The organism is Vibrio sp. RC586 (assembly GCF_000176715.1).
Lineage (GTDB): Bacteria > Pseudomonadota > Gammaproteobacteria > Enterobacterales > Vibrionaceae > Vibrio.
Window position 1 is genome coordinate 219,397 of sequence record NZ_ADBD01000007.1, and the last position, 24,646, is coordinate 244,042.

16 protein-coding genes are annotated in these 24,646 nt (G+C 46.9%); 4 read left to right on the forward strand and 12 right to left on the reverse strand.

What is annotated here, in order from left to right; translation table 11 throughout:
- Positions 1–72: 72 nt before the first annotated feature.
- Both VOA_RS13035 and VOA_RS13030 read left to right on the forward strand, forming a co-directional pair.
- Positions 73–1,290, forward strand: a complete 1,218-nt coding sequence (locus VOA_RS13035) for an MFS transporter (protein WP_000571070.1) — start codon at positions 73–75, stop codon at positions 1,288–1,290.
- A gap of 56 nt (positions 1,291–1,346) precedes the next feature.
- Entirely contained in the window at positions 1,347–1,895 is a 549-nt protein-coding gene (locus VOA_RS13030; RefSeq protein ID WP_000102808.1) for a DUF1415 domain-containing protein, read from the forward strand.
- 107 nt (positions 1,896–2,002) lie between these two features.
- Here VOA_RS13030 and VOA_RS13025 read toward each other — a convergent pair whose 3' ends face one another.
- Positions 2,003–9,019 (reverse strand): Ig-like domain-containing protein, encoded by a 7,017-nt coding sequence (locus VOA_RS13025; protein ID WP_000511195.1) that lies wholly within the window; start codon positions 9,017–9,019, stop codon positions 2,003–2,005.
- Positions 9,020–9,438: 419 nt separating this feature from the next.
- On the opposite strand from VOA_RS13025, the gene VOA_RS13020 reads away from it, so the two are divergent.
- Both VOA_RS13020 and VOA_RS13015 read left to right on the forward strand, forming a co-directional pair.
- A complete protein-coding gene (locus VOA_RS13020; protein ID WP_000677446.1) occupies positions 9,439–10,752 on the forward strand; it encodes a TolC family outer membrane protein in 1,314 nt (437 codons plus the stop codon).
- Position 10,753: 1 nt separating this feature from the next.
- A complete protein-coding gene (locus tag VOA_RS13015) occupies positions 10,754–11,392 on the forward strand; it encodes an OmpA family protein (RefSeq protein WP_000023712.1) in 639 nt (212 codons plus the stop codon).
- A gap of 49 nt (positions 11,393–11,441) precedes the next feature.
- On the opposite strand, the gene VOA_RS20460 is transcribed toward VOA_RS13015, so the two are convergent.
- The 11 genes from VOA_RS20460 to VOA_RS12980 all read right to left on the reverse strand — a co-directional run bounded on the left by VOA_RS20460 (position 11,442) and on the right by VOA_RS12980 (position 24,548).
- The gene (locus VOA_RS20460; protein WP_198006568.1) at positions 11,442–11,747 is read right to left on the reverse strand and encodes a hypothetical protein; all 306 of its coding nucleotides are present in this window, start codon (positions 11,745–11,747) and stop codon (positions 11,442–11,444) included.
- Positions 11,748–11,779: 32 nt separating this feature from the next.
- Positions 11,780–12,187 carry a transposase gene (locus VOA_RS20465; protein ID WP_198006569.1) on the reverse strand — a complete coding sequence of 136 codons (408 nt, stop codon included), beginning with the start codon at positions 12,185–12,187 and terminating at the stop codon, positions 11,780–11,782.
- 27 nt (positions 12,188–12,214) lie between these two features.
- The gene (locus VOA_RS20470) at positions 12,215–12,454 is read right to left on the reverse strand and encodes a hypothetical protein (RefSeq protein ID WP_009355805.1); all 240 of its coding nucleotides are present in this window, start codon (positions 12,452–12,454) and stop codon (positions 12,215–12,217) included.
- Between the two features lie 4 nt (positions 12,455–12,458).
- The gene (locus VOA_RS20475; RefSeq protein WP_198006570.1) at positions 12,459–12,683 is read right to left on the reverse strand and encodes a transposase domain-containing protein; all 225 of its coding nucleotides are present in this window, start codon (positions 12,681–12,683) and stop codon (positions 12,459–12,461) included.
- Positions 12,684–12,888: 205 nt separating this feature from the next.
- Complete coding sequence (gene nspC, locus VOA_RS13010; RefSeq protein WP_001171232.1) at positions 12,889–14,022, reverse strand: carboxynorspermidine decarboxylase; 1,134 nt, start codon at positions 14,020–14,022, stop codon at positions 12,889–12,891.
- A gap of 125 nt (positions 14,023–14,147) precedes the next feature.
- Positions 14,148–15,392: a carboxynorspermidine synthase gene (locus VOA_RS13005; RefSeq protein ID WP_000025726.1), complete on the reverse strand. Its 1,245-nt coding sequence runs from the start codon at positions 15,390–15,392 to the stop codon at positions 14,148–14,150.
- Positions 15,393–15,405: 13 nt separating this feature from the next.
- Positions 15,406–18,291, reverse strand: coding sequence for a pyridoxal phosphate-dependent class III aminotransferase (locus tag VOA_RS13000; RefSeq protein WP_000100691.1), 2,886 nt, complete (start codon positions 18,289–18,291; stop codon positions 15,406–15,408).
- 610 nt (positions 18,292–18,901) lie between these two features.
- Positions 18,902–20,050, reverse strand: a complete 1,149-nt coding sequence (nhaA, locus tag VOA_RS12995) for a Na+/H+ antiporter NhaA (protein ID WP_001281949.1) — start codon at positions 20,048–20,050, stop codon at positions 18,902–18,904.
- A gap of 273 nt (positions 20,051–20,323) precedes the next feature.
- Positions 20,324–21,442: a lipocalin-like domain-containing protein gene (locus tag VOA_RS12990; RefSeq protein ID WP_000944972.1), complete on the reverse strand. Its 1,119-nt coding sequence runs from the start codon at positions 21,440–21,442 to the stop codon at positions 20,324–20,326.
- Positions 21,443–23,896, reverse strand: coding sequence for an ABC transporter permease (locus VOA_RS12985; RefSeq protein WP_000964625.1), 2,454 nt, complete (start codon positions 23,894–23,896; stop codon positions 21,443–21,445).
- Positions 23,877–24,548, reverse strand: coding sequence for an ABC transporter ATP-binding protein (locus VOA_RS12980; protein ID WP_000939698.1), 672 nt, complete (start codon positions 24,546–24,548; stop codon positions 23,877–23,879). Before VOA_RS12980 ends, VOA_RS12985 begins: the two co-directional genes overlap by 20 nt.
- Positions 24,549–24,646: the final 98 nt, after the last annotated feature.

A 24,646-nucleotide genomic window follows, 5' to 3' on the forward strand; every position in this document is an offset into this window, starting at 1 on the left:
TATATTTTATTAATCGAGATGCCACTGCTATCGTGATCACATCGCCACCTTTTCGCATCTCGGATCCGCTGTATGATTGAACTGCATTCTCCCCAATATTTAAAAGTGACCTTTGCCCTCGCTTTTGGTTCATTTTTAGTCTTCTGTAACCTTTATCTTTTCCAACCTATGCTGCCCTATCTCGCTCATCACTTTGCGGTTTCGGAAACCCAAATTAACTGGTTATTTGCTGCTTCCACCTTAGCTTTATCACTTTGCCTCGTGCCTTGGGCAGTCACTTCGGAAGCAGTTGGGCGACGCTTAGTGATGCTGACCGGCTTATTTGCTATGCCTGTGATTGGTTTAGCCATGCTTTACGCGGAGCAATTTTGGTTTTTGGTACTCACCCGAGCTTTAATGGGCGTGGCTTTAGCGGCTTTTGCTTCGGTTGCGGTGGCGTACATGGTCGAAGAGCTTTCTCCGCAAGCGTTTGGTAAAGCGATTGGCGGATACATTGCCGCAAACTCACTGGGTGGTATTACCGGCCGCATTGCTGGAGGATTACTCACCGATGCCCTTGGTTGGCAACATGCGGTCGTTGCAATGGCCATTTTTACTCTGCTCGGCGCACTTTTGGTCGCGTATTTGCTGCCCATTCAGCAGCATTTTAAACCGCAGCGTGGGCTGTTTTTCCATCACAATCGTGCGTTGGTCAAACATCTGCAAAACCGCACACTCTGGCTCGCTATGTTGATTGGCGGGGTTAACTTCGCGCTGTTTGTTAACCTCTATTCTGTTATGGGGTTCCGTTTAGTCGCCGAACCCTACTCATTGCCCATCGGTATTGCTTCACTGATTTTCGTCTGTTATTTGGCTGGAACACTGAGCTCAAAGCTCACCGCCAACTGGAACCGGCGTTTCTCCGCTATTCCCGGCATGATGCTTGGCGCACTCATCAGTCTGGTGGGGATGCTGATTGCGCTGATTGAAGCGATACCCGCCATGCTGGTCGGTTTGATTTTGATTAGCTTCGGCGCCTTTTTCACCCACACTTTGGCTTACGCTTGGGTTAGTCAAAAAGCTACGCAAGCCAAAGCCACCGCGACCGCACTGTACTTGGTTCACTATTATATTGGCGGTAGTTTAGGCGGCTTTTATCTGCTGTACTGTTGGCAACACGGTGGCTGGGAAATGGTCACACTCGGTGGGTTGGGGCTTTACTTCGTCTTGTTTATCCTTGGTTGGCGCTTAAGCCAACAAAATAAACAAACGCCACAAGGCAGTCAGGCTTTGGTCAGCCCTTCAGCCTAAGTTGTGCTATGCTCAGCGCCACATGATAAAAGTAAAACGAAGAATCTGAGCTCAACATGTCAACGGAAACCATCATTCAAGAAGTCGATCACTGGCTTAATCAGGTCGTGATCGGCTTAAACTTATGCCCATTTGCCGCAAAACCACAGCGTAATCAGCAAATTAAAATCTATGTCAGTGAAGCCAGTGATGAAGAAGCACTGCTGCAAGATATTTACGATCAATTGCTTGAGCTTGATACTAAAGAGCCGCAAGAGCTTGAAACGACTCTCGTCGTTGTCCCAAACCTGCTGCACGATTTTGTTGATTACAATTTTTACATCGACTGGGTGGAAGCATTAATTCGCCAACAAGACTGGGAAGGTGTGTTTCAAGTCGCGACGTTCCATCCTGATTACTGCTTTGCAGGCACAGATCCAGAAGATGATGAGAACCTCACCAACCGCTCACCCTACCCGATCTTTCACCTGATCCGTGAAGAGAGCATGGAAAAAGTGCTGAAACACTACCCAAATCCAGAAGCCATCCCAGAGACCAATATCGCAAGAGTTAGCAGCCTTTCTGCACAAGAAAGAAAACAGCTTTTCCCTTATCTGTTTCGCTAAACACATCCGCATATTGATGGCTAATCGTGCCAACTAATACGAAGTAGACTTCATTCTATCCAGAGACAAAAATCCCGCCGATTGGCGGGATTTTTATTTAAGCGTGACTAATCTTTTATGTGGATTATGTTTTCCAAATTAGAGAGTAAATCACTCGCAGCGACGCCATCGAGCTGAATTGTAACGTGCTCTGTCGATCCCTTGTTGATAACGATTTCCGAGTTTTGTCCTTTATCAGTAATCTCAATAACATGACTATTAAGCAGTTGATCTAACGTTCTGGTTTCATCAGAGAATAAATCGCTTAAATCGATCTTGTCTTGGCCAATAGTAAAGTCGGTAATCCTATCTTTACTATTATCTAAATCACCATCAACCCATTTGAAGAGATCTTCACCTGAGCCACCAGTTAGAATGTCGCTGCCAAGGCCACCGACCAGAACGTCGTTACCTGAATCACCACGTAAAACGTCATTACCACGACCACCTGAAAGATAGTCATTATCCGCACCACCTCTGAGTGCATCGTTGCCATCACCACCAATCAGAGTGTCATTACCCGCTCCGCCATAAGCGGCAAGGTTTCCACCTCCGCCATAAACGGTATCGTTACCACTACCTAAATTCACCGTATCGGTGATCGGTTGAATTTGGCTTTGTACCGATTGTAATAACACACCATCATGATCAGTAATCACGTCATTTTTCATAAACGCGCTATCCGCCAGTGTAGATTGTGACGGCGTAGAATTATTAAAGTTAGGAATTGAACTACCGGTATAAACCGTATTATCCGCGCGACTAATGCCTAAATCGATGTAATCGTTACTATCTCCTGAATGGATCACCAAGTCCGTATCAATCGTTACGGCTACTTGTTGTGTCACAGGTGCGATCGCTGTGGTGCCTTCATAATAAGCATTGAGCGCAATATTCAAGTTAGCATTATCACCATGGTTTTTGGTCAACAAGAAAGAATCAACACCGCCACGTCCCACATACTCATTCGGATGTAATACCGTAACCGGAATTGTCGCACTCGTGGTTGCACTATCTTGGTTACTGCTTTCAGTGGCCGTGGCTTCAACGGTGATATTGAAATTACCATGGCTCGGCGTCTTAATTTGTAAGCTGCTGTAATCCCATCCTGTAATATCTACCTCACCGTTTGAACCTACCGTGGCTTCATGACCTTGCTCGTCTTTTAATATCGAACCTTCTGGCATTCCTTTTAATTTAAGACTCAAGGTTTCAGAGGTATCGGTATCATTCAGCGAAGTGGAAATTTCACTCAGTTTAATGAAATCTCCGCGGTAGCCCATATTATCAACAACTTTAAATGCCAAATTATCTAAAATCGCCCCATAGCTATCAGCATTATCTCCTTCAAACAACAGACGATATTCCCCAGTTTGATCTATAGGAAGCGTGACTTTTTGATCTTTCAACCAGTCCGCATTGGTTGGATTGAAATCATAAAGCGTGATTGCTTCTGCCATGATAGGAACACCGTAAGCGTTCAGAGGAACAAGCTTAATGGTTAAACCTGAACTGTTCACAGAACCAGCACGAGCTGCAATATCAAACTCTAGCTCATAAAAGCGACCCGCTTGAGCATGAATATTGGTATACAGCGTCTTGTCACCATTATTGAACTCAATTTCCATAACTTTATTTGTTGAAGAACCACCGGATACATAGATATTTTCGTAACCGATTTCAACTTTCCCGCTATTGTTGCTGGTATACCATGTTCCAATCGTGTTCAAACCGTGAATCTGATTCGCAACCACGCCATCCCAACTGCCATTCAATCTCGCATCCTCGAAATTGATTGCAGCAACAGAGGTATAGCCGTTGATAGTAAGGTTCGGTGCATCAGCCACCGCCTCGACATGGATGTTCAGTGTTCCGGTTGCTCCGGTATTGGTGGTATAGGTAATTTCTGGCAGTGAGCCGCTCCAGTTATCTTTTGGATCAAAGGTATAATCACCATTTGCCTTAAGCACTAAAGTACCTTCAGCCAGCTGATACGTCGTATTGCCAGCGGTATAAACCCCATTGACGCCCTCAACATGGAAACTGGTCACAGAGAGAGTGCTGTCTATATCGCTATCATTCGCCAGCACATTACCTGTCGCAATAGTATCTTCTGAGATCGACTTATGATCAGGTTGAGTAACCGTAGCATCATCAACAGGGGTGATGGTGATGGCTAGTGTGCTCGTTTTTCCAGTGTTGGTTGTGTAGGTAATAACTGGAACTTCACCATTCCAGTTATCTGCCGGCTTAAATGTGTAACTGCCATCCGAATTGAGCGTCAGTTCACCTTGCTCTAAACTAACAGGGCTACCCACTGCGTGAGAAGTGGCATCATTACCTACCGTGAAATGATCCACTGAGGTGTTTTTGCTTCCATCATTGGCTAACACATTACCCGCTACTTCGGAGTCTTCCAAACCAACCTTATGATCTTGGTTAGCATTGAAATCCGCCATCGTAACTCGGTTCACATTGATAGAAAGTAGCGCCGTTGAAGTATCACCATCGCCATCTTTCATGGTGTAAGTGAAAGTTTCGATTGCATCATTAGGAATCGAAGATGCATTCGCTGTCACTTGGTATGTGTAGCTACCATCAGCGAGTAGGATCAAATTACCATACAGACCCGCAATCATAGAGCCAACGCTGCCTGAAACACCGGAGCTCACGTGATTACCAGAGGCAGCTCCGACAACCGTCATATCGACATCTGCCCCAGAAACATCATTGGCTAATACGTTGCCTGATGTAGATGGCAATTCATACCCTTCACCAGGGCCAACACGTACAACTAATTCATAGCTGTTCGTTGCGTTTTCACCCGTTCTAATTTCCGTCACGATTTGATTAGTGCCTGGGATCCTAAAGCCAATCACTTGCAAGGTATAGAGAGCCCCTGCATTCTCAAAAGTCACATTAGTATTACCAACTTTGATGATGTCTTTTGATGCTTCCGGATCATTGGTATTTGGCGTTTCATTGTGATCAAAATTCAGTTTCAACGTCACAGGTGTGAGCACACCGTGAGCATCTGTCACGGAAAACGCAACATCCATACTCGCACTGGTAATCGCACCACCTGAATAAACGGGATAATTGTAATGAGTAAAAGTACCTAAAATAATATCTTGGTTTAAGGCGAACTCACCATTTAGAGCACTATCGTTATCGATAAATCCGTAGCCAGAGCTGTATGAACTGGCGGGTTGACCCCAACGGATTTGGTCTTTACCGCTGTCATTGTCTAAGCCGCCACCATTTGGTGCGTTGGTTCCATCAAACGTGGTTACGTTGGTACCATTACTCCATGATGTCCAGTTAGCAACCACACCAGATACCGTGAAACTGTCAACAACAATGTCTACTTCTCCACTATCATTAAGAGCCGTAGAAACATCATCGACAATTTTAACATCTAAGCTATCAGTGACCTGACTACCATCTACATCAATGACAGTAACAGAGATATGATCGGTATAGTCCGCGCCATTTGCATTAGTGGTTGAATCGTTATCCACATTTTCATTCAACGTATATTCATATTGAATCGTTCCACCAGTGAGATCACCACTGAACCCCGTCAAGGTTAGTTCACCATAAGGCGTTGAAATCGTTGCGTCAGAGGAGTTCAATGCAAGCAGTTCGGTCACATTGAAACTATGACCAGCAATAACTAAAGACGCTAATCCGTCAATAGAAGTAAAGCTAAAACTCCCTACTTTACTAAGAGCAGAGTTATCTGGTGACGAACCATCCGAAAGATTCGATTCATGAACAGTTAATTCAGCATTCGCCCCATTCAACCCAGAAATACTAAGCGCTTCATCCACGTTGCTCTCTTTCAGGGTCACCGTCGCTTCCGCTGTCGAGCCGAAGCCGTCGGTCATCACCACTTGGTAGTCGCCGCTGTTCGCGCCTTTCTCGAAGTCGTTCACGTCCGACGCCACGCCCGCGGCCGTGATGCGGATATTGCCGTTCGCATCGATGGTGTAGAAGCCATCTTGACTGGTGTTGTGTAACGAGCCGTCTGTGTGCTTGAACTGGTAGCTCGTCACGCCGTCTAGGTCGCCGCCCGACAAGGTGCCAACCACCGCGTCCGCCACTTGGTTTTCCGCGTACGTCACCGTCTGCGCAACGAACGAGCCTGACTCATCCACGTTGCTCTCTTTCAGGGTCACCGTCGCTTCCGCTGTCGAGCCGAAGCCGTCGGTCATCACCACTTGGTAGTCGCCGCTGTTCGCGCCTTTCTCGAAGTCGTTCACGTCCGACGCCACGCCCGCGGCCGTGATGCGGATATTGCCGTTCGCATCGATGGTGTAGAAGCCATCTTGACTGGTGTTGTGTAACGAGCCGTCTGTGTGCTTGAACTGGTAGCTCGTCACGCCGTCTAGGTCGCCGCCCGACAAGGTGCCAACCACCGCGTCCGCCACTTGGTTTTCCGCGTACGTCACCGTCTGCGCAACGAACGAGCCTGACTCATCCACGTTGCTCTCTTTCAGGGTCACCGTCGCTTCCGCTGTCGAGCCGAAGCCGTCGGTCATCACCACTTGGTAGTCGCCGCTGTTCGCGCCTTTCTCGAAGTCGTTCACGTCCGACGCCACGCCCGCGGCCGTGATGCGGATATTGCCGTTCGCATCGATGGTGTAGAAGCCATCTTGACTGGTGTTGTGTAACGAGCCGTCTGTGTGCTTGAACTGGTAGCTCGTCACGCCGTCTAGGTCGCCGCCCGACAAGGTGCCAACCACCGCGTCCGCCACTTGGTTTTCCGCGTACGTCACCGTCTGCGCAACGAACGAGCCTGACTCATCCACGTTGCTCTCTTTCAGGGTCACCGTCGCTTCCGCTGTCGAGCCGAAGCCGTCGGTCATCACCACTTGGTAGTCGCCGCTGTTCGCGCCTTTCTCGAAGTCGTTCACGTCCGACGCCACGCCCGCGGCCGTGATGCGGATATTGCCGTTCGCATCGATGGTGTAGAAGCCATCTTGACTGGTGTTGTGTAACGAGCCGTCTGTGTGCTTGAACTGGTAGCTCGTCACGCCGTCTAGGTCGCCGCCCGACAAGGTGCCAACCACCGCGTCCGCCACTTGGTTTTCCGCGTAGTTGAAGCTTTGAGCGGTAAAGCTGCCAGCTTCATCCACGTTGGTTAAGTTAAGTTTAATGTCCGCGGTATCTGTGTTCACTCCATCGGTCGTCTCTACGGTCAGGACGATGGATGTCGCGCTTTCGTAGTCCACTTTTGTGGTGTCGAGCACGGTGATCTTACCGGTATCAGGGTCAATGCTGAACGCGCCGTCTTCACTGGTCGTGCTGCGAGTGTTGTCGCTGTGCACGAAGGTGTATTGCAATGCTTCACCATCTAGGTCGGTGTCGTTGCCTGTGCTCGCTTCCTGAACGTTATACACTTCGGTGCCGTTCGTGATGCTCTCTGGCACGTTATTCACGGTCGCGTCGTTGATGACCGGTGCATTGTCGTTGTCCACGATGGTGCCGACCGCATCTTTGCCGCCGATGGTCAGCTTGACGGTTTCATCCAGCTCGTCGACGGTGTCGTTCACAGTCGGCACGGTCACGGTGAAGCTGGTCACGCCCGCCGGCACCGCTATCTTGCCAGTGGCCGCGTCGTAGGTCACGCCGTTGCTGAAGGTGGCTGAACCGTAGTCGTCAGACGTGGCAGTGCCGTCTTGCAGCAGGAAGTCGAAGGACGTGCTAGTGCTGCTGGCATTGCTCAGTTTCACCATGAAGCTCAGGTCGTTGCCTTCGGTCGCGCTCACGTTACCGGCGCTAGAGCCGATCGACTGAATGGCCGGTACACTGTCGTTGTCGAGGATGGTGCCCGTGGCGGTAATCGCCGTCTCTTGGGTTGCGGTCTTTCCGTTCAGTGTGAAGCTTTCGCTGCCTTCGTACACGTTATCGTCTGTGGTCTTTACAGACACGCTGAATGTGGTGTCGTTAGCAGGAACCTTGACCGTGAACTGCCCTTCTGAATTGACAGCTACCTTCTCAGTCGTACCGTCTTTGTAAGTGACGGTAACTTCGGTACTGGTGAAGTCTGTGCCTGCAGTCGCACTGCCACCCGCTAATGTCAAAGTCACGGTGGTCGCTGTCGTGCTCGCGTTGCTCAAGCTGACGTCAAACGTGGCGCTGTCGCCTTCAGAGACGGTTGGGCTGCTGATGCTCTCAACACTTGGGCGATCGTCTGTGCCGCCGTTGCGGCCATCATCTGTGATGGTCGCTGTGCCTGTGACTGTGCTATTTGTGCCCGCACCACTTAGGGTAAAGGTCTCATTTCCTTCGTAAATATTGTCATCTATGGTAGAGACTTGAACGCTAAAGCTGTTTGTATTGGCCGGAACTGTCACTTGGAAGGTGCCATCTTCATTAACTGGCACTGTCTGGCTCACACCATTAATAACAACAACGACTGAAGTACCATTGAAATCAACACCTTTGGTAGCGGTATCACCAGCCAGTGTCAGCCCGATTGTAGTTTCAGCGATAGTACTACCCGATAGGCTCACGGAAAAGGTATTGTTGCTACCTTCGGCTGTGTCATCGCCTGTAATACTGCTAATTACAATTGGAGAAGTAGGCTCTTCTGGGTCAACTGGCGGAATAGGGGTAACTGGGGTGATAGAAGCTTGAAATAAATTGAGCAAACTCAAACTTTGTGTTCTAGAAAGCCCCAGAGCCTCAAAGCCAGAGGTATCAAATTGAGTTGCAGCAATAATTTCTGTGCCATCACGTTCAATGGCGGCAGTTGTTGTTAATGCTGATCCTTGGGCGCCTCCAGCCGCTGGAGCATTCTCTTCTTGTGCTGTGGGATCTGCCCCCTGCTCTAATGCGGCTAAGATTTGTTGTATATCATCAGTTATTACTTGGACATTACCTTGACCATCGATAAGTCGTACGTTTGGCTTATTCTCTACCTCACTAGCTAAGCTAGATCCATTAGGATCGAGGACTATTGCTCCTTCTGGAATGGCCTCACCCGCATTGATTACGACAACATTTCCATTTTTATCAATAACAAGTAACTGGTTAGCTGCCAGATTTGTTAAAGATAACAAAGCGTGAATTCCCATATATAGCCTCAAATCCTAGTTCTTTTGAGTGTCTTTGTGCCAACACTCTTCCTTTGCCACAGTAATGAATACGGCTTAATGTTAACTTTAGTTAAAAATATGTTTAATATTTCATCGTGGTAGTGAATTGCCAGCATGGTTTCATCTAGCAACAACATGAATTCTGAACTAAAATCACATCATTAGTCGTTGGAGTTGTTAACTTTATTCCAAAACTATTCAGAAATGAAATCATTTCATACTTTCAGTTTACATCGTTATGACTAAGTTATTTGGGTTTTATGAGATCAATTTGTGATACGCCTCTCGTGTGCGTCATGATATTGGCGCCAAATATCCCCTGTGTCTTATAAATGATAATGAATCTGGATTAGACTAAAGATCGTTCATTGAGAAATGACTTATATTTGGAGAACGTTTTGAAAGGATTACCATTAAAAGCGATTGCACTGGCTATCGCATTGAGCAATCCGGTTTCTGCACAGACGTTGGAACAAGCGGTTTCCATCACCTTGGCATCCAACCCGGAATTAAAAAGTGCTTTTAATCAATTTAAAAGTCGTGAGTATGATGCAGAGGCGTCATCTGGTGCTTATTTGCCGAAGATTGACCTAGATGCGGGTATTGGCTACGAAGGAATCAATCCAGCTGAAGCCAGTGGCAATAGAAGTACTGATTTGACGCGTAAAGATGCAACTTTAACGCTCACCCAATTAATTTGGGATGGCTCCGCAACATTAAACGATATGGATAGAACTGCTGCGGAGGCTGAAGGGGATCGATATCAATTATTGGCAGATGCATCCAACATGGCTTTAGAAGTGACCAAGATTTATCTTGATGCAACTAAAGCTTATGAAATTCTTACTTTGTCAGAAAATAATTTAGCCATTCACAAGGCTATTTATCGAGATATCAAAAAACGAGCAGATTCAGGAATTGGTTCAACTGCGGATGTTACTCAAGTTGAAGCTCGTTTAGCAAAAGCACATGGTAATTTACTGGCGGCCCAGAACAATCTTTTCGATGTTCACACCCAATTTCGTCGTCTCGTTGGCCAAGAGCCTCTAGGTTTGGAATTCCCTCGAGCTGATGAATACGCTCTACCACCGACATTAGATAAAGCATTAGCGATGGCACATGATACTCACCCTGTTATCAAGGTTGCCCAAGCTGATGTCGATGCCGCTCGCTTCCAATACAAGCAATCGAAGGCACCCAATTACCCGACTCTTTCTTTTGAAGCCGCACAAAGTTGGCGCAATGATGCAGGGGGAATAGAAGGGAGTAGTGATGAACAGACCGCTATGCTTAGACTGCGTTATAACCTTTACAATGGTGGTAGTGATAGCGATCGTACCGAAAGTGCGGCTTATCAGTTGAATAGATCTAAAGATTTACGAGAGAAAACATTCCGAACTGTAGAAGAAGGCTTGCGTTTGTCATGGAGTGCATTGGACCTCACCTTGCAACAAAAAGAGTTCTTAGCAGACCATGTTGACTCGGCATCAAAAACCGTGGTTGCATACCGTAAACAGTATCAAATTGGCCAACGCACCTTGCTTGATCTCCTTAACACAGAAAATGAACTGTTCGAAGCACGTAAAGATTATTTGGACTCCAAATACTCTGAGCAATATGCAAAATATCGAGTAATGAATGCATCGGGCAACTTATTAGATGCATTACGAGTCGACATTCCTCAGGAATGGACAGTGAAGGTGGAGTACTAATATGTCAATAAAACCATGGGCTCTGCCACTTTTTGTCTGCTCGGTGACGACCTCTGCCTTGGCGCAACAAAATGATTATGCTAATTACGAGGGAGATGAATATGATTATCGCCCAACCCCATTAGCAAACCAGATTGCAGATCTGCAAGATGATGATAATGACGGTGTGATTAATGCTCGCGATCTCTGTCCAGATACTCCTCGAGGATCTGAAATTGACAATGATGGCTGCGGCACATTTGTTAAGTCATCACAAATGCAACAGTTACATATTCTGTTTGCCAATGATTCTAGCGCGATTGAACCAGCATTTTTGACTCAGATTCGTCAAATGGCTGAGTTTTTGAAAACTTATCCTTCAACATCGATTGAACTACAAGGTTACGCGAGCAAAGTCGGAGGTGCAGAACATAATCTTGCACTTTCTAAGCAGCGTTCAGAAGCGGTTCGCGACCAATTACTGCGCTACGGTATAACGCCGAATCGCGTCAACATTGTGGGATATGGAGATAGTGTTTTGGAAGCAGATGGTACCGATGATGTGAGTCACGCTCGTAACCGCCGCGTTACGGCAACCGTTGTTGGATATAAAGGTGAAGTTGTCAAAGAGTGGACAATTTTTACGACGCTTCCGATGTAGTTGCTGATATTGCAATAAAAAAGCCGTGATTTTTCATAATGCCACTCGCTTAAGAGCGAGTGGCTTTTTTCTCTCTGACTATCGCTGGATACTTTAAAGCTTTCTTCAATACTGCCCTAGGGTAAGCTTTCCTTTTTCTTTTGTTAGGCAATATCAGCCGCTTTCCATTTTCTCGAAGCATTTTTAGCGCCTTTGGGATAGCACCAGGGCTTCTCCCGTCAGACCAGATAAATTCATCTTGAATGAGGTAAAGTGCGTTGATGAAGCTTATCCTCAACAGCTCAACTTTATGCTCCGCGGCCATCGCTGCCATTTCTAAACGCACTATGTTGTAAGACGTGAGGATGCCCCACATCTCTTGATATATTCCTTCATACTTCAAGCTTCTTAAGAGGGCTTGCTCGACAGTTGATACTGCTTCAGCTCACCGTAACCCCGCTCGATTTCCCAACGTTGCCAGTAAACGTCGACCAGCGCTTCCAACGCATACGTTGTTAGACATAGGCAACACGTGATAAAGCCTTTTATCTCTCCCTTTGGTGAAGGGATGAGTACCAGTCTCGAAGTCCAAGTGTCTCCCAAGTATGGAGCTTGCTGCTGAGCTTGAGGAGAGACTGGCAGTTCAACAAGATGGTCATAGTCACTGTATGACTCAATAATTTTATACCTGAGTTTAGATTTAATGGGCGTCAGCCAGTGCGTGTTTTGACGACAGCCCTGCCAGCTAGCAAAAAGCTCGGCTGACATAAAGCCTCTGTCAAAGAGAGTGAGGGAATTGTCTAGTGCTGACCCCACTAATTGCTGTGCATACGCGATTTCACTTTACGTCACTGGCCCAAACGCGGCGTCAGATATCATGTGTGTTTTGGTCGACATCAAGGTGACAGCAAGCGCTGAGGGGAATGAGGCTGACTTTTGCGCATAGCCAAATCGCTGGTTGCTGTCAGTATCATGAGTTTTAAAGTAGGTGCCATCGATACTGAGTACCGTCAAGCCGCATACCTTGTCGAAGTCACATTGCTTCTCCCACTGTGCCGCCGTTAGCATGAAGAGATAACGCATCGGCTCAGCCCCCCAGTTTTTCTCTTCCCTTTATGATGCTGCTCGTGACGAGAGGAGGCAGCTCCCCTTTAGCCTCCGGGAAAGCCAGTTCCAGTTGGTCACAGACACGTTGAATAGAACGGTTGCGCAGCAATCCAATCCCTAAAACCAGCCAGACAGCCTGCTCCGCGGGGAAGCGTCTTTTACGCAAAGAAGCTCGTCCGGTCTGCTTGACGGCTTCTTCCCCCATTCTAGAGGGATATGCTTAGAAAAAGCATTGATATGATGGTCTTAGGAAAACTCAGACATAAAAAATCGGCCTCAACAATGTTGAGACCGATTATGAAGCCCGCATAGGATCGTTCAATTACTTAAAACGATCGGCATTATGATTTTTCACGGCTATTGTATTGGTAAGAAACGGTATTGATTGACCTCCTACCCTATCCAGGATTTTATTGGATAGACCACATAGATAAAGTGCGTTTGAAATCTTCATAGCCAAACTGGTTGATTTTCTGGATCTCACCATTTTGACGTTCACAATACACTGACGGCATTTTCAGGCCATTGAACCAATTGAGTTTGACCATGGTGTAACCTGCGCTATCTAGGATGTGCAGTTGTTGCCCGACCTGTAACGGTTCATCAAACTTAGCTACGCAGAATTGATCGCCGGCTAAGCAAGAACAAGAGCCGATCACATATTCGTGCTGACCATTATCACTAGCTTCTAACACTGAAGCGGGTTCTTTGTAAATCAATGTGTCTAAACGGTGCGCTTCCGTCGCTGAATCAACAATCGCGGTTTTCATGCCATTTTCAACAATATCAACGACAGTCACTACAAGATCTGTTGTTTTGGTGATGACAGCTTCACCCGGCTCAAGATAAAGTTGAACTGCATGACGCTCAGCGAACGCTTTCAGTGCTGCACCCAGCTTATCGACATCGTAACCCGGCCACGTAAAGAATACGCCCCCACCAAGGCTGACCCAGTCAAGTTTATCGAGGTAACGACCAAAACGTTCTGAAATCGCATCCAATAAACCAATGAACGCATCCACATCTTTGTTTTCACAGTTCATGTGGAACATGACGCCATCAATAGTGTCAAACACACCTTCATCAATATGATCGGCTTGTACACCTAGACGAGAGAATTGACGAGCTGGGTTCGCTAAATCTTGTCCCGCGTAACTCACGCCAGGATTGATACGCAGACCTAAAGATGCTTTACCTTCAACTAAGTGACGGTATGCCGCTAATTGAGATTGTGAGTTGAAGATCATCTTATCGCAGATATCGATGACTTCTTTCACATCATCTTCACTATAACCCACTGAATAAGCGTGGGTTTCACCACCGAAAGTTTCATAGCCCAATTTCACTTCAAAGGGACCAGAACTCGTTGTGCCATCCAGATAGGGTTTGATGATGTCAAAAACCCCCCATGTTGAGAAACACTTCAGTGCCAACACCATTTTCACACCTGAGATTTCCTTCAGATGTTTGGCAATCTCAAGATTCGCGATGAGTTTTGCTTCATCAATCATGAAGTATGGGGTTTTCAATTCATTTTTTTGCATGTCAGTTCCTCTTTCCTGCACTGTTTCCATTCATACTGATCCGTAGCAAAAATGGAAAAACAGCCATAACCATTAGGTTATAGCTGTTTAGGATTATCCACGGAGTTTTTCACACTCTGCGTACATTATTTGACGATTTGAATATCCGGCTGCCCCGGCTCAAGCTCCATCACATCCCAGTTAAGGCCAATCAATGGCATCGTTTCTAGGAAAGGATCAGGATTAAGCTGTTCCATATTAAACACCCCTGCTTCAGCCCACTCACCACGGAAGAACTGTAACGCAGCCGTAATGGCGGGAACGCCAGTAGTATAAGCAATCGCTTGATGTTCTACATCGTGGTAAGCCACTTCATGGTCGGCATGATTGTAGATAAATACGCTACGCGCTTTACCCTCTTTCTTGCCTTGTACCCAAGTACCAATGCACGTCAGCCCTTTATAGCCAGGTGCTAACGAGGTTGGATCGGGAAGCATTGCTTTCAGTACTTGTAGTGGTTTAACGACCGTACCATCCGCTAACGTCAGCGGCTCTGGGTTTAACAAGCCGATATCTCGCATCACATTGAAATAATTCAGGTAACGATCGCCAAATCCCATCCAGAACTCAATACGCTTAGCCGGTATGAACTCTTTCAATGAACGCAGTTCATCGTGTGACATGGAGTAAACTTTGAATTTTCCACATTTGGGAAAATCAAATTCCAGCATCCGAGTATGGCAAGGCACGCGCTTCCATTGACCTTCATCCCAGTAGATGGAGTCACCCTGAATTTCCAACAAGTTGGTTTCAGGGTCAAAATTGGTCGCGAATTTCTTGCCATGATCGCCGGCATTAATGTCCAACACATCAATCGTGTCGATTTCATCGAACAAATATTTCGCCGCGTAGGCCGCAAATACGCTGACTACGCCCGGATCAAAACCTGCGCTTAAAATCGCGGTGATCCCTGCCTGCTTAAATTTGTCACGAAACTCCCATTGTGCATCGTACGCTTCAGGAACTTGCTGACCTTCAGAGCATAGATCAACCGAAACGGAAGTATCCAAATAGGATACTTTCGCTTGGTAACACGCTTCCATAATGGCAACGTTAACCCATGGTGGCCCAGCATTGATCACTAAATCTGGCTTTACTTCATTAATCAGTTTCACCAGTGATTCAGTATCGTCCGCGTTAACCTGACGCGCTTCTAGTTTCTTGGAAGTGTCTTTAAGGTTGTTTTTCCCTTTGATCGACTCAATGATTCTTTCACATTTCGCAATCGAGCGAGATGCTATCGTGATATCACCCAGCACGTCGTTGTTTTGTGCGGCTTTGTGTGCCACAACCCAACCCACGCCGCCTGCACCAATCTGTAGAATAGACATAGTTCCCTTACCTTTAGTCCGCTAGCTCAACCGCTAGAGTTTCAATTTTAGCCAGTAGAGAGTCGAAATCCGACATCGTCAAACATGGGTTCAAAATTGTGAATTTTAAGGCCGTTTTGCCATCCACGATGGTTTCGCCAAGCACCGCGACACCACGTACCAGCGCCTGAAGGCGAACCACTTTGTTCAGTTCATCCAGATCAGAAGCTTGCTCATTTACCGCGCGGAATAACACGGTAGACAAAGAGGGTTCAGCCAAAAGCTCGAAGCTTTGATGCTGACGAACCAGTTCCGCCACCTGCTTGGTTTGAGCGAGCAGATGATCGTACATGGCGCCCAGTTGTTTAGGTCCCACGTTTTGCATGGTCATAAACACTTTTAGGGCATCAAAACGTTTGGTGGTCGAAATCGACTTATCGACCAAGTTTGGCAGCGTATCGTGCTCACGGTTTAGGTAATCTGCATGGTGCAGCAGGTACTTAAAGTTATGCTTGTCTTTCAGCAGCAATGCGCCACAGCTGATGGTTTGGAAAAACAGCTTATGGAAATCAACACTGATGGATTGGGCACGCTCGATACCATTCAGTCGATCCTTATGGCTACTCAGGATTAACGCACCGCCATAAGCACTGTCCACATGCATCCATAGTGCGTGCTTCTCAGCCACATCGGCGATCGTCACCAGATCATCAATCGCACCGTGGTCTGTGGTTCCTGCGGTGCCCACAATCGCAAAGGGAATGAGCCCTTCAGCTTTGGCTTGCTCAACCACAGCTTCCAAATTAGTCACATCCATCGTGCCGTTGGGTAGCGCATCAACAGCAAGAATCGCTTTCTCACCGAGCCCCATCCAAGACGCCGATTTTTGTACCGTGAAGTGGGATTTTTTCGAGCAAACAATACGCAGCTTGTCCGCATACTCAGGCAGGCCCAATTTCTGGATTGAATGGCCACTGAGCTTATCTGCGATCCAGTCACGAGCCAGCATTAAGCCCATCTGGTTGCTTTGCGTGCCACCACTGGTGAAAATACCGTCTGCTTGCGCGCCCAGTTCATACTTTTCACACATCCAATCCACTACTTTCTGCTCAACAAAGGTTGCCGCAGAAGATTGATCCCATGAGTCCATCGATTGGTTCAGTGACGCAATAATAGCTTCAGCAACGACGGAAGGCATTAATGGTGGAGTGTGTAGATGCGCGATACAGTCAGGGTGTTGAACCATGATGGAGTTTTTCGCCACCAATTCAGCGGTTTCAGAGATAACGTCTTTTAGTGATGCATTTTTGTTATCCAGATCCACAGCGTAAATTGCTTCTTCCAGAACTTTAGGGTCAAGACCTGAGTAAGGTGCTTTTATTTCTTCAAACACAGCTTTCATCGCAGCGGTGGTATGGTTCATCACTTGTGAGAACTCTTGGCTGCCCATGTGACCGGTATGAATAAAGTGTTTTTTCCACTCTTGGTTGGCTTGCTCAGGATCTTTTTTACCACCGCCTGCAGCAAGAATCGCTTCTTCAAGCACGCGTAGTGCGAAATCCAACTGTTCAAATGAGATGATGACAGGTGGTAAGAAACGGATAACTGAGCCATCACGGCCGCCTTTCTCTACCATCAAGCCGCGCTCTAGTGCCGCACGTTGAATCGCCAGTGTCAGTTGTGGCGCTGATTTTGGCTCACCAAACTTGTTCAGTTCGCCGCTTGGATCTTTAATCTCAAGACCCAGCATCAGACCTTTACCTCGCACTTCGGCAACGCAATTGACTCGGCTTTGGATTTTTTCTAGGCCTGCACGTAGGTATTGACCGGCATTGCGCGCATGCTCAACGAGGTTATCACGCTGAATGATTTCAAGCGCTTTAGCGCCAGATACCATTGCAAGCTGGTTGCCACGGAAGGTTCCGGTGTGCTCACCCGGACGCCATGTGTCGTGCTTTTTGTTGATAACCAGAATCGACATTGGTAAACCGCCGCCGATGGCTTTTGATAAGCAAAGGACGTCAGGAATAATGCCGGACTCTTCAAATGCAAAGTTGTAGCCTGTTTTGCCTACACCACATTGGATTTCGTCAAAAATCAATAGGATGCCGTGGTCATCGCAAATACGGCGCAGTTCGCGCAACCAGAATGCTGGCGCAGGGATAACACCACCCTCACCTTGTACTGGTTCAACGATGATTGCAGCGGGTTTCATGATCCCCGCTTCATCGTCATTCAGCAGACGTTCAATGTAGCGGATGCTCGCTTTCGCGCCTTCATCACCACCTAAACCAAACGGACAGCGTAAGCTGTATGGGAAAGGCATAAAATGCACATCGGACATCAAGCCCGTACGGCGCGCCTTGGTATTGAGGTTACCCATCATCCCCATAGTACCGTTAGTCATACCGTGGTAAGCACCGCGGAAGGCAAACATGGTGTTACGACCCGTTGTTTGCTTGGCTAGCTTGATTGCTGCTTCAACCGCATCCGCACCCGATGGGCCACAGAACTGGATCACACAATCTTCACCCAACGCTTTGGGCAAAAAGCCTTTCACGGTTTTGATGAAATGGGTTTTCGCTTCGGTGGCGATATCCAGCGTTTGGTATGGCAAACCAGAATCGAGTTGTGTTTTCAGTGCTTGGTTGATTTCTGGATGGTTATAGCCAAGTACTAAAGTGCCTGCGCCCGCTAGACAGTCCAAGAAAATCTGCCCACGTGTATCTTCCACCAAGCAGCCATAGGCTTGCTTAATGGCAATAGGAATACGACGTGGATAGGAACGCACTTCAGATTCATGCGCGGCTTGATCAAGCAACACTTGGTCTGGCGTGAGATCGTAAAGACCGTCTAATAACGGCACTTGATTTGAAAATAGAGTTGCGATGTGGTTATCGACTTCAAAGGCTGTACTCATCTTTTTCCCCTTGAGATGATTCGTTTCCGCCTTTCCGATTTAGGTTTATGGAAATGGCGAATAGCAAAATGCTCCGCGTTTGCGCATAGGCAAGCCGGAATATAGGTCATCACTCAGATGACAAAATGCTAAATCAGAGAATCAAGGTTCAGTAATGCTACTGTCCTGTTGAACAGGGCATAGAGGAAGTACAAAGCTGATTAGTGCGTATAAATTAAGTGAGTTCAATGTTGGGTATCCCATGCACATGCTGCCCCGCAGCAAGAGTATCCCGTCTATCGACAAAAGGACTTGTCGATACCTACCCTACGTGGTGTCACAATCAGCCTGAATGGTCACCACGCGTGTCCCCCAGAAGCTCAGTCCGAGATTGGCGCGAACCTTATCATAAAAAGAAAGTCAAGCGCAATCGTTTTTAATAATTATTCGTATCATTTGCATAGCGAATTTACGACAAACAGTTATAAGCTACAGCACACCGCGCCTCGGCTCACATCGGACATGTTTTTCACTTCCTCCGAATGTCCTCTTGGACAGGGAGCTTTGGCTAACTTGGCATAAAAAACCTCCGCGTAACGGAGGTTTTTTTGTTCGACATGCAATAAATCTATTATTTAGCTTTCAGTGGCAACGAAAGGCGCAACAGGGCGTAACCCAATATTGCTGCCATTGTCGACCCCATTAAGATCCCTAAACGAGCATAAGTGTCATAGGCGGCATTCGCTTGGCCAAAGGCCAGTGACGAAATGAAAATGGACATCGTGAAACCAATTCCACACAGTACCGATACGGCGAAGATGTGCTTAAAGTTAATCCCTTCTGGTAACTTGGCAACCCCCAGATTTACCGCAGCCCAACTAAAGCTAAATATGCCCAGTGGTTTACCTAAGAACAGTCCTAATGCAACGCCTAGTGGCAACATAGACGTTAAACCATCGATGGATACTCCTTGCAGAGAAATCCCCGCATTCGCAAAAGCAAACAACGGTAAAATACCAAACGCCACATAAGGATGCAGTGCATGTTCCAGATGCTTCAGTGGAGAGTGCTCACCCTTGTTGCCTTTCAGTGGGATAGCAAAACCAATGACCACTCCAGCCAATGTTGCATGTACGCCCGATTTCAATACAGCAATCCACAAAATCAAACCCGCCACTAAATACACACTGAGTTTAGTCACGTGTTTAGCGTTAAGCATGAACAGTACGCCTGTCATAATAAAGCCAACCGTCAGCGCGATGGTTGAAAGATCACTGCTGTAGAACAGAGCAATAATCACCACAACACCAAGGTCATCGATGATCGCAAGCGCCAATAGAAACACTTTCAAGCTCACCGGAACGCGTTTACCCAGTAAGGCCATAATCCCTAGAGCAAACGCAATATCTGTCGCGGCAGGGATCGCCCAACCTTGAATTGCCTCTGGATCATTAAAATTGAACATCACGTAAATCAGTGCAGGGGCAAGCATACCACCCACTGCAGCAATTGCCGGGAAAATGGCCGTTTCACGCGATTTTAAAGCACCTTCCAACAACTCGCGTTTTACTTCTAAACCGATCAACAAGAAGAATACCGCCATTAGGCCGTCGTTGATCCAGTGTGAAACCGACATCCCAAACAGATAGGTATGCAAAAAGGCTTGATAGCCTTCAGCCATTCCTGAATTGGCAATGACCATAGCAATCGCCGCAGCAATCACCAACAAGATGCCCCCTGCCGATTCCATTTTAAAGAAGTCTCGAATCATGTCAGACATAGGTTTGTCCTTAAATTATGTTAATAATTGATTAACAACAGAATGACCCAGAGTGTAGCTAGGCTTGGCGTAATGGAAAAATCGATTGTAATGATGCTTTACTTCGGTTTTTCCGAATCTTTATCCATTTCACTGTGAATTTCACCTGAATTCAGTATAGACACCAGTAGCTTTATGCTAACCGAAAAATGGTAACGGGTTATTTTATGTTGCTTCAATAATTAAGAAAGCGCATAAAGCGCTTTCTTAATTATTGGGATTGGACACCAAGACTTAATAACCAGATAACTGCATAAATCCCGTCTGATTATGGCTACCGAGTATTTTTATCCGCCCCTCCCAATAAGGGATGAGGAAAGGTTGCCAAGCTTCTCGGTCTAACGGTTCGATAGACACATTGATTTGATGCTTAGGTATACTTAAACGCCAACGAAGCGGTACGCGTTTACCGTTGCTAAGTAACGATGCAGAAAGAGGTTCGAGCTGTATCTCAGCGTTTGTTAAAACCTTATTCTTACCATTGCGATCCATTAGCATGCCATTGAAATAATCTGGTGCTCCGTCATGCCGAAATCGATTTACTGACAACCAACGATTGCCATCAAGAGGAATTACAAAGCGATCGGTGCCAGTATAATCTTTAGCAACGAGCTCACTCCCCCACTCCTTACTCAACCAAGCGCGGCCTTTAACGCGAAGTGTCGGTTGGTTAGGATTGAGGCCTAACATACCGTGTACAGTGATATCGGGTTGTTGGAATTGATAACTTGCCAACGAAAGTAAGTCTTGTCGGATCTGATAACCACGATCCCCTGCCAATACATAAGAACCTTGGGCTCGCAATTGTAAATTGAGAGCAAAATGATCAGCAGCCAGATGCAAATTTCCGGGGAAAGGACCTACACCAAGCGAGCGCCAAATCCAATTGTCAACCCACATGCGAAAAGGTTGATCATTTATCCCCGCTTGCCCAATCCCTCCTCGTGCAACTTTCTGGTCACGCAACACTAGCTTCTTGCCATTGATCACGATCGATGAAAAGTAAAGTTGTGGAGTCTGCCATCCCGCAGTATTACGCTCATCCAGGGCCAAACGCAAAAAATGCCACTGCACACTATATTCATTGCCCGACTCATCTTCGAGCCACGCGTACAGTGTCCACCACTCTTGCTCAAACTCAAGGTGTGCGGAAAAATCAGCAGGCAGTTGAACAGGGTGATTAGGTAAAACAGGATCAAACACCGCTTGGTTATGAACATGTTGCTTATCTTCAGCGATCAGCAGCATCTTGCGATATTCATCCTGCTCATCACCAACAAAACCCACGATAAAAAATAACGCCCCTAAACAGAGCCAAATCCATTTGTTGGTACGCTTATGAAGGCGGAGCATTTATAAGGCCTCTCGCAACGATTTCATCGGTGATTTTCGTACTAGGCGGATAACAGGTAGCGCACCGGCCAAGATAAGCGCCACCATCGCCCCAATAACCGTGTAAAGGTATTGTCCCGGAACCAATTGCAATTCCATAGTCCAACCAAAAGAGTGCTTAATGACAATATCAATCACCAACTTGGCCAAGGTCAAACCCAGTGGGAGAGCAATTAATAAGGAGATCGCACCAAAAACAAACAACTGCAAGCCCCCGATCAACACGAGCTCTTTACCCGAAACCCCTAAACAGCGCAACAATGAGATGTGGCGTAGACGTGATGTTTCTCCCGCTAAGGTTGAGAAGAAAATGCCACACACCGCAATAAATAAAGTGATGTTGCCTAGCGTTCCCGCAATAGAAAAAGTGCGATCAAACACCCGCATTGCATGACTATGGATATTGGTATTATCAAAAACACGGTCGGCATCAAGACGGAAAATCGTATCAAGCCGCTTTTTGATACTCTCGCCAGTCAAACCTTCTTTAAGCACTACCGCCAAAGCCACATTACCGGTACCCGCAAAAGCTTTCATCCAATTTTGATGTGACATCATAATTTGATGATAAGGATTGCCGTAATCATAATAGATGCCAAACACCGCCCACCCAGAACCCATTGGCTCTGGCAAATCAATCAAATCACCGGGACGGATACCCAACTTGAGTGCCATCGATTCACTGACCATCACGCCACGTGCATGATGCAGATGGTACCAATAGTTTGGAACGCCCAACTTAACCGTTAAAGAGTCCAATTCACCATCGGATGCACCAGTACTCACAATTTGTACTGGCCCATGTTGCGAAGAAAAATCTTTCTCCCATCGCCACCACACCGAATCAACTTCAGGTTGCTGTCCTAGCCACTGGCTCATACGCGATGCCATACTGTTACTTGGATATAAATAAATGTCTGCTGCAAGCCGCTGACTAAGCCAACGATCCGTGGTATCTCGGAAACTTCCCACCATGGTTTCCACGCCGATATTCGCGGCTAGAGCGACCATAAAGGCCATTGTAGCAACACCACGGTAACTCATACTTGCCGCGGCATCAGCAAAGAACCAACGGACTTTTACCCAACGCAACGTGTAGGAGAAGCTAGTGAATAGCGTCCAAATAATGTACGGCGTAAATAAAGCAACACTGAGTAACATGAAACCGATAATGGCAAAGCCCGACTGTTGGCTTTTCGGCGCTTGATAAATAGCAATCGCGGCCACACAAAGAGCGCACGAAACCAATGCCTGTAACTTGAATTCTTTGCCGGCGAATCGCACCAAAGAGAGACGAGCAGATAAACGGATCGGCTGTGAGCGCAATAAACGCACTAGAGGCCAAGCACAGGAAGCCAATGCGGCAAACAGAGCCATCAATAAACTGTAGCTACTCCATGACCAGTCCCAACCAATCGCCAAATCTACATTAGCGTTGTACAGATACCCTAAACTACTAGCAACAGAAGGAATTAATTGATTGGCGAGTAACAAACCCAATGCGTTACCGCATATCCAGCTAAAAAACACCAACAGGAATAGTTCGACCAACATCGCTTGGGTTAGTTGCCAACCGCTCACACCGATTTGTCTTAAGGTGCCAACCAAAGGTTGACGCTGCACCATAGACAGAGACATGGCTTGATAAAAAATGAAAATGCCCACCAAAAAGGCCAACATACCCATCGCAGTTAAATTCAAGTGGAAAGCTTGAGTTAAAGATTCCAATTCAGATCGCGTACTGCGCACCAAAGTCAAACCATTTGGCAAACTCTTCTTCAAACGTTCTAACTTGGCGGGCGGCATATCAGCACAAGCGATCACCGTCAGCCCCGAGCCCTTTTTCAGCATACGCACTAAAGACAAATCAGCCACTACTCGCATGCCGGTAACTTGGTTATGGGTATCAATAGTGATCGGGCCTAGCTGAGATCCATCCGTTAATGGGATGTAATCCCCCTCTTTCCAGTCTTGTAGCTTAGCTAATTCTTGGCTAACCATCACTGGATATGGTGGGTTCATCAGTTGTAGCCCTGTCTGTTGCTCAAGCGTTTTACCGCTATCTAGCGATAACAAAGCAACCGGATCCACCCCTTGCAAAATGATATCTAGGCCAGAGATTGTACTGAAACGATAATCATCGAATGGCACGCATTGCTGAAAGCCATCACGGCGCAGTTGAACGTAGAACCCTTGCGGAATTTTGTTAGCAGCGTGTTTTGAATGGATGCGATAAGGCAGAGGATTAGAAAACAGCTGCTCACCGTGCTCATAACTCTGTCTCGCATGATGATTGATGGCCGTCACGCCAACTAATAAGGAAACTCCAAGCGTCAAGCCAAGCCAGACTAGGAAAATCTGTAACGGATAGCGACGATAATGACCCAGTAGCGCTTTAACTACGGGCCATAACATGCAATTGTCCTCCTTGCAGACGAATACAGCCATCCATATGCTGTGCCACTTTTTCACTGTGCGTAACCAAAAGCAACGCGCAATTAAGTTGGCGAGTCAATGAGGTCAACAAACGCATGACAGCTTCAGCATTGCGTTCATCTAAACTTCCTGTCGGTTCGTCAGCCAGTAAAATTTTCGGTTCCATGTACAAAGCGCGGGCAATCGCCGCTCTTTGCTGTTGTCCACCGGAAACTTCTTCAGGGTATCGGCCAAGCAAAGGCATAAGATCCAGTGCCGAAAGAATTTGCCGCCACAAACCTGCATCTTCAGGAAGCCCTTTGAGCTGACGACAAAAACGAATGTTATCCGCAATGTTTAAGGTGGGGAGTAGATTGTATTGTTGGAAAATCTGGCCAATGTTGTCACGACGAAACGCCGTGCGGTGATGCTCAGAAGTGTCATGCATGGGGAATCCGGGAAACCAGATTTCACCTGAATCGGCAGTATCAAGACCCGCGATAAGATTAAGCAAGGTGCTTTTACCAGAGCCACTTTCGCCCATCAGTGCTAATTGATCACCTTGGTTTAACGTCAACTCAGCCCCCTGCAACACAGGATGAAACTCATCACCGTCTACATAGCCTTTGCATAGGTCTATCAGTTGTAACATCAAACCACTCATTACCGAAAATGAAACTGGAGACAGAATCTACACCAAAACCCCAAGAGGAGAAAGCATTTTGGCTAGCAGGTCACACTATATGCATT

Excerpts from the sequence above, each read along its gene's own strand:
- VOA_RS20470 (WP_009355805.1), bottom strand. The coding sequence starts at position 12,454 with ATGCGTTATCTCTTCATGCTAACGGCGGCACAGTGGGAGAAGCAATGT.
- VOA_RS13025 (WP_000511195.1), bottom strand. The coding sequence starts at position 9,019 with ATGGGAATTCACGCTTTGTTATCTTTAACAAATCTGGCAGCTAACCAG.
- VOA_RS13035 (WP_000571070.1), top strand. The coding sequence starts at position 73 with ATGATTGAACTGCATTCTCCCCAATATTTAAAAGTGACCTTTGCCCTC.
- VOA_RS12980 (WP_000939698.1), bottom strand. The coding sequence starts at position 24,548 with ATGTTACAACTGATAGACCTATGCAAAGGCTATGTAGACGGTGATGAG.
- VOA_RS20460 (WP_198006568.1), bottom strand. The coding sequence starts at position 11,747 with ATGTGGGGCATCCTCACGTCTTACAACATAGTGCGTTTAGAAATGGCA.
- VOA_RS13005 (WP_000025726.1), bottom strand. The coding sequence starts at position 15,392 with ATGTCTATTCTACAGATTGGTGCAGGCGGCGTGGGTTGGGTTGTGGCA.
- nhaA (WP_001281949.1), bottom strand. The coding sequence starts at position 20,050 with ATGTCTGACATGATTCGAGACTTCTTTAAAATGGAATCGGCAGGGGGC.
- VOA_RS13015 (WP_000023712.1), top strand. The coding sequence starts at position 10,754 with ATGTCAATAAAACCATGGGCTCTGCCACTTTTTGTCTGCTCGGTGACG.
- nspC (WP_001171232.1), bottom strand. The coding sequence starts at position 14,022 with ATGCAAAAAAATGAATTGAAAACCCCATACTTCATGATTGATGAAGCA.
- VOA_RS13000 (WP_000100691.1), bottom strand. The coding sequence starts at position 18,291 with ATGAGTACAGCCTTTGAAGTCGATAACCACATCGCAACTCTATTTTCA.
- VOA_RS12990 (WP_000944972.1), bottom strand. The coding sequence starts at position 21,442 with ATGCTCCGCCTTCATAAGCGTACCAACAAATGGATTTGGCTCTGTTTA.
- VOA_RS12985 (WP_000964625.1), bottom strand. The coding sequence starts at position 23,896 with ATGTTATGGCCCGTAGTTAAAGCGCTACTGGGTCATTATCGTCGCTAT.
- VOA_RS20475 (WP_198006570.1), bottom strand. The coding sequence starts at position 12,683 with ATGGGGGAAGAAGCCGTCAAGCAGACCGGACGAGCTTCTTTGCGTAAA.
- VOA_RS13030 (WP_000102808.1), top strand. The coding sequence starts at position 1,347 with ATGTCAACGGAAACCATCATTCAAGAAGTCGATCACTGGCTTAATCAG.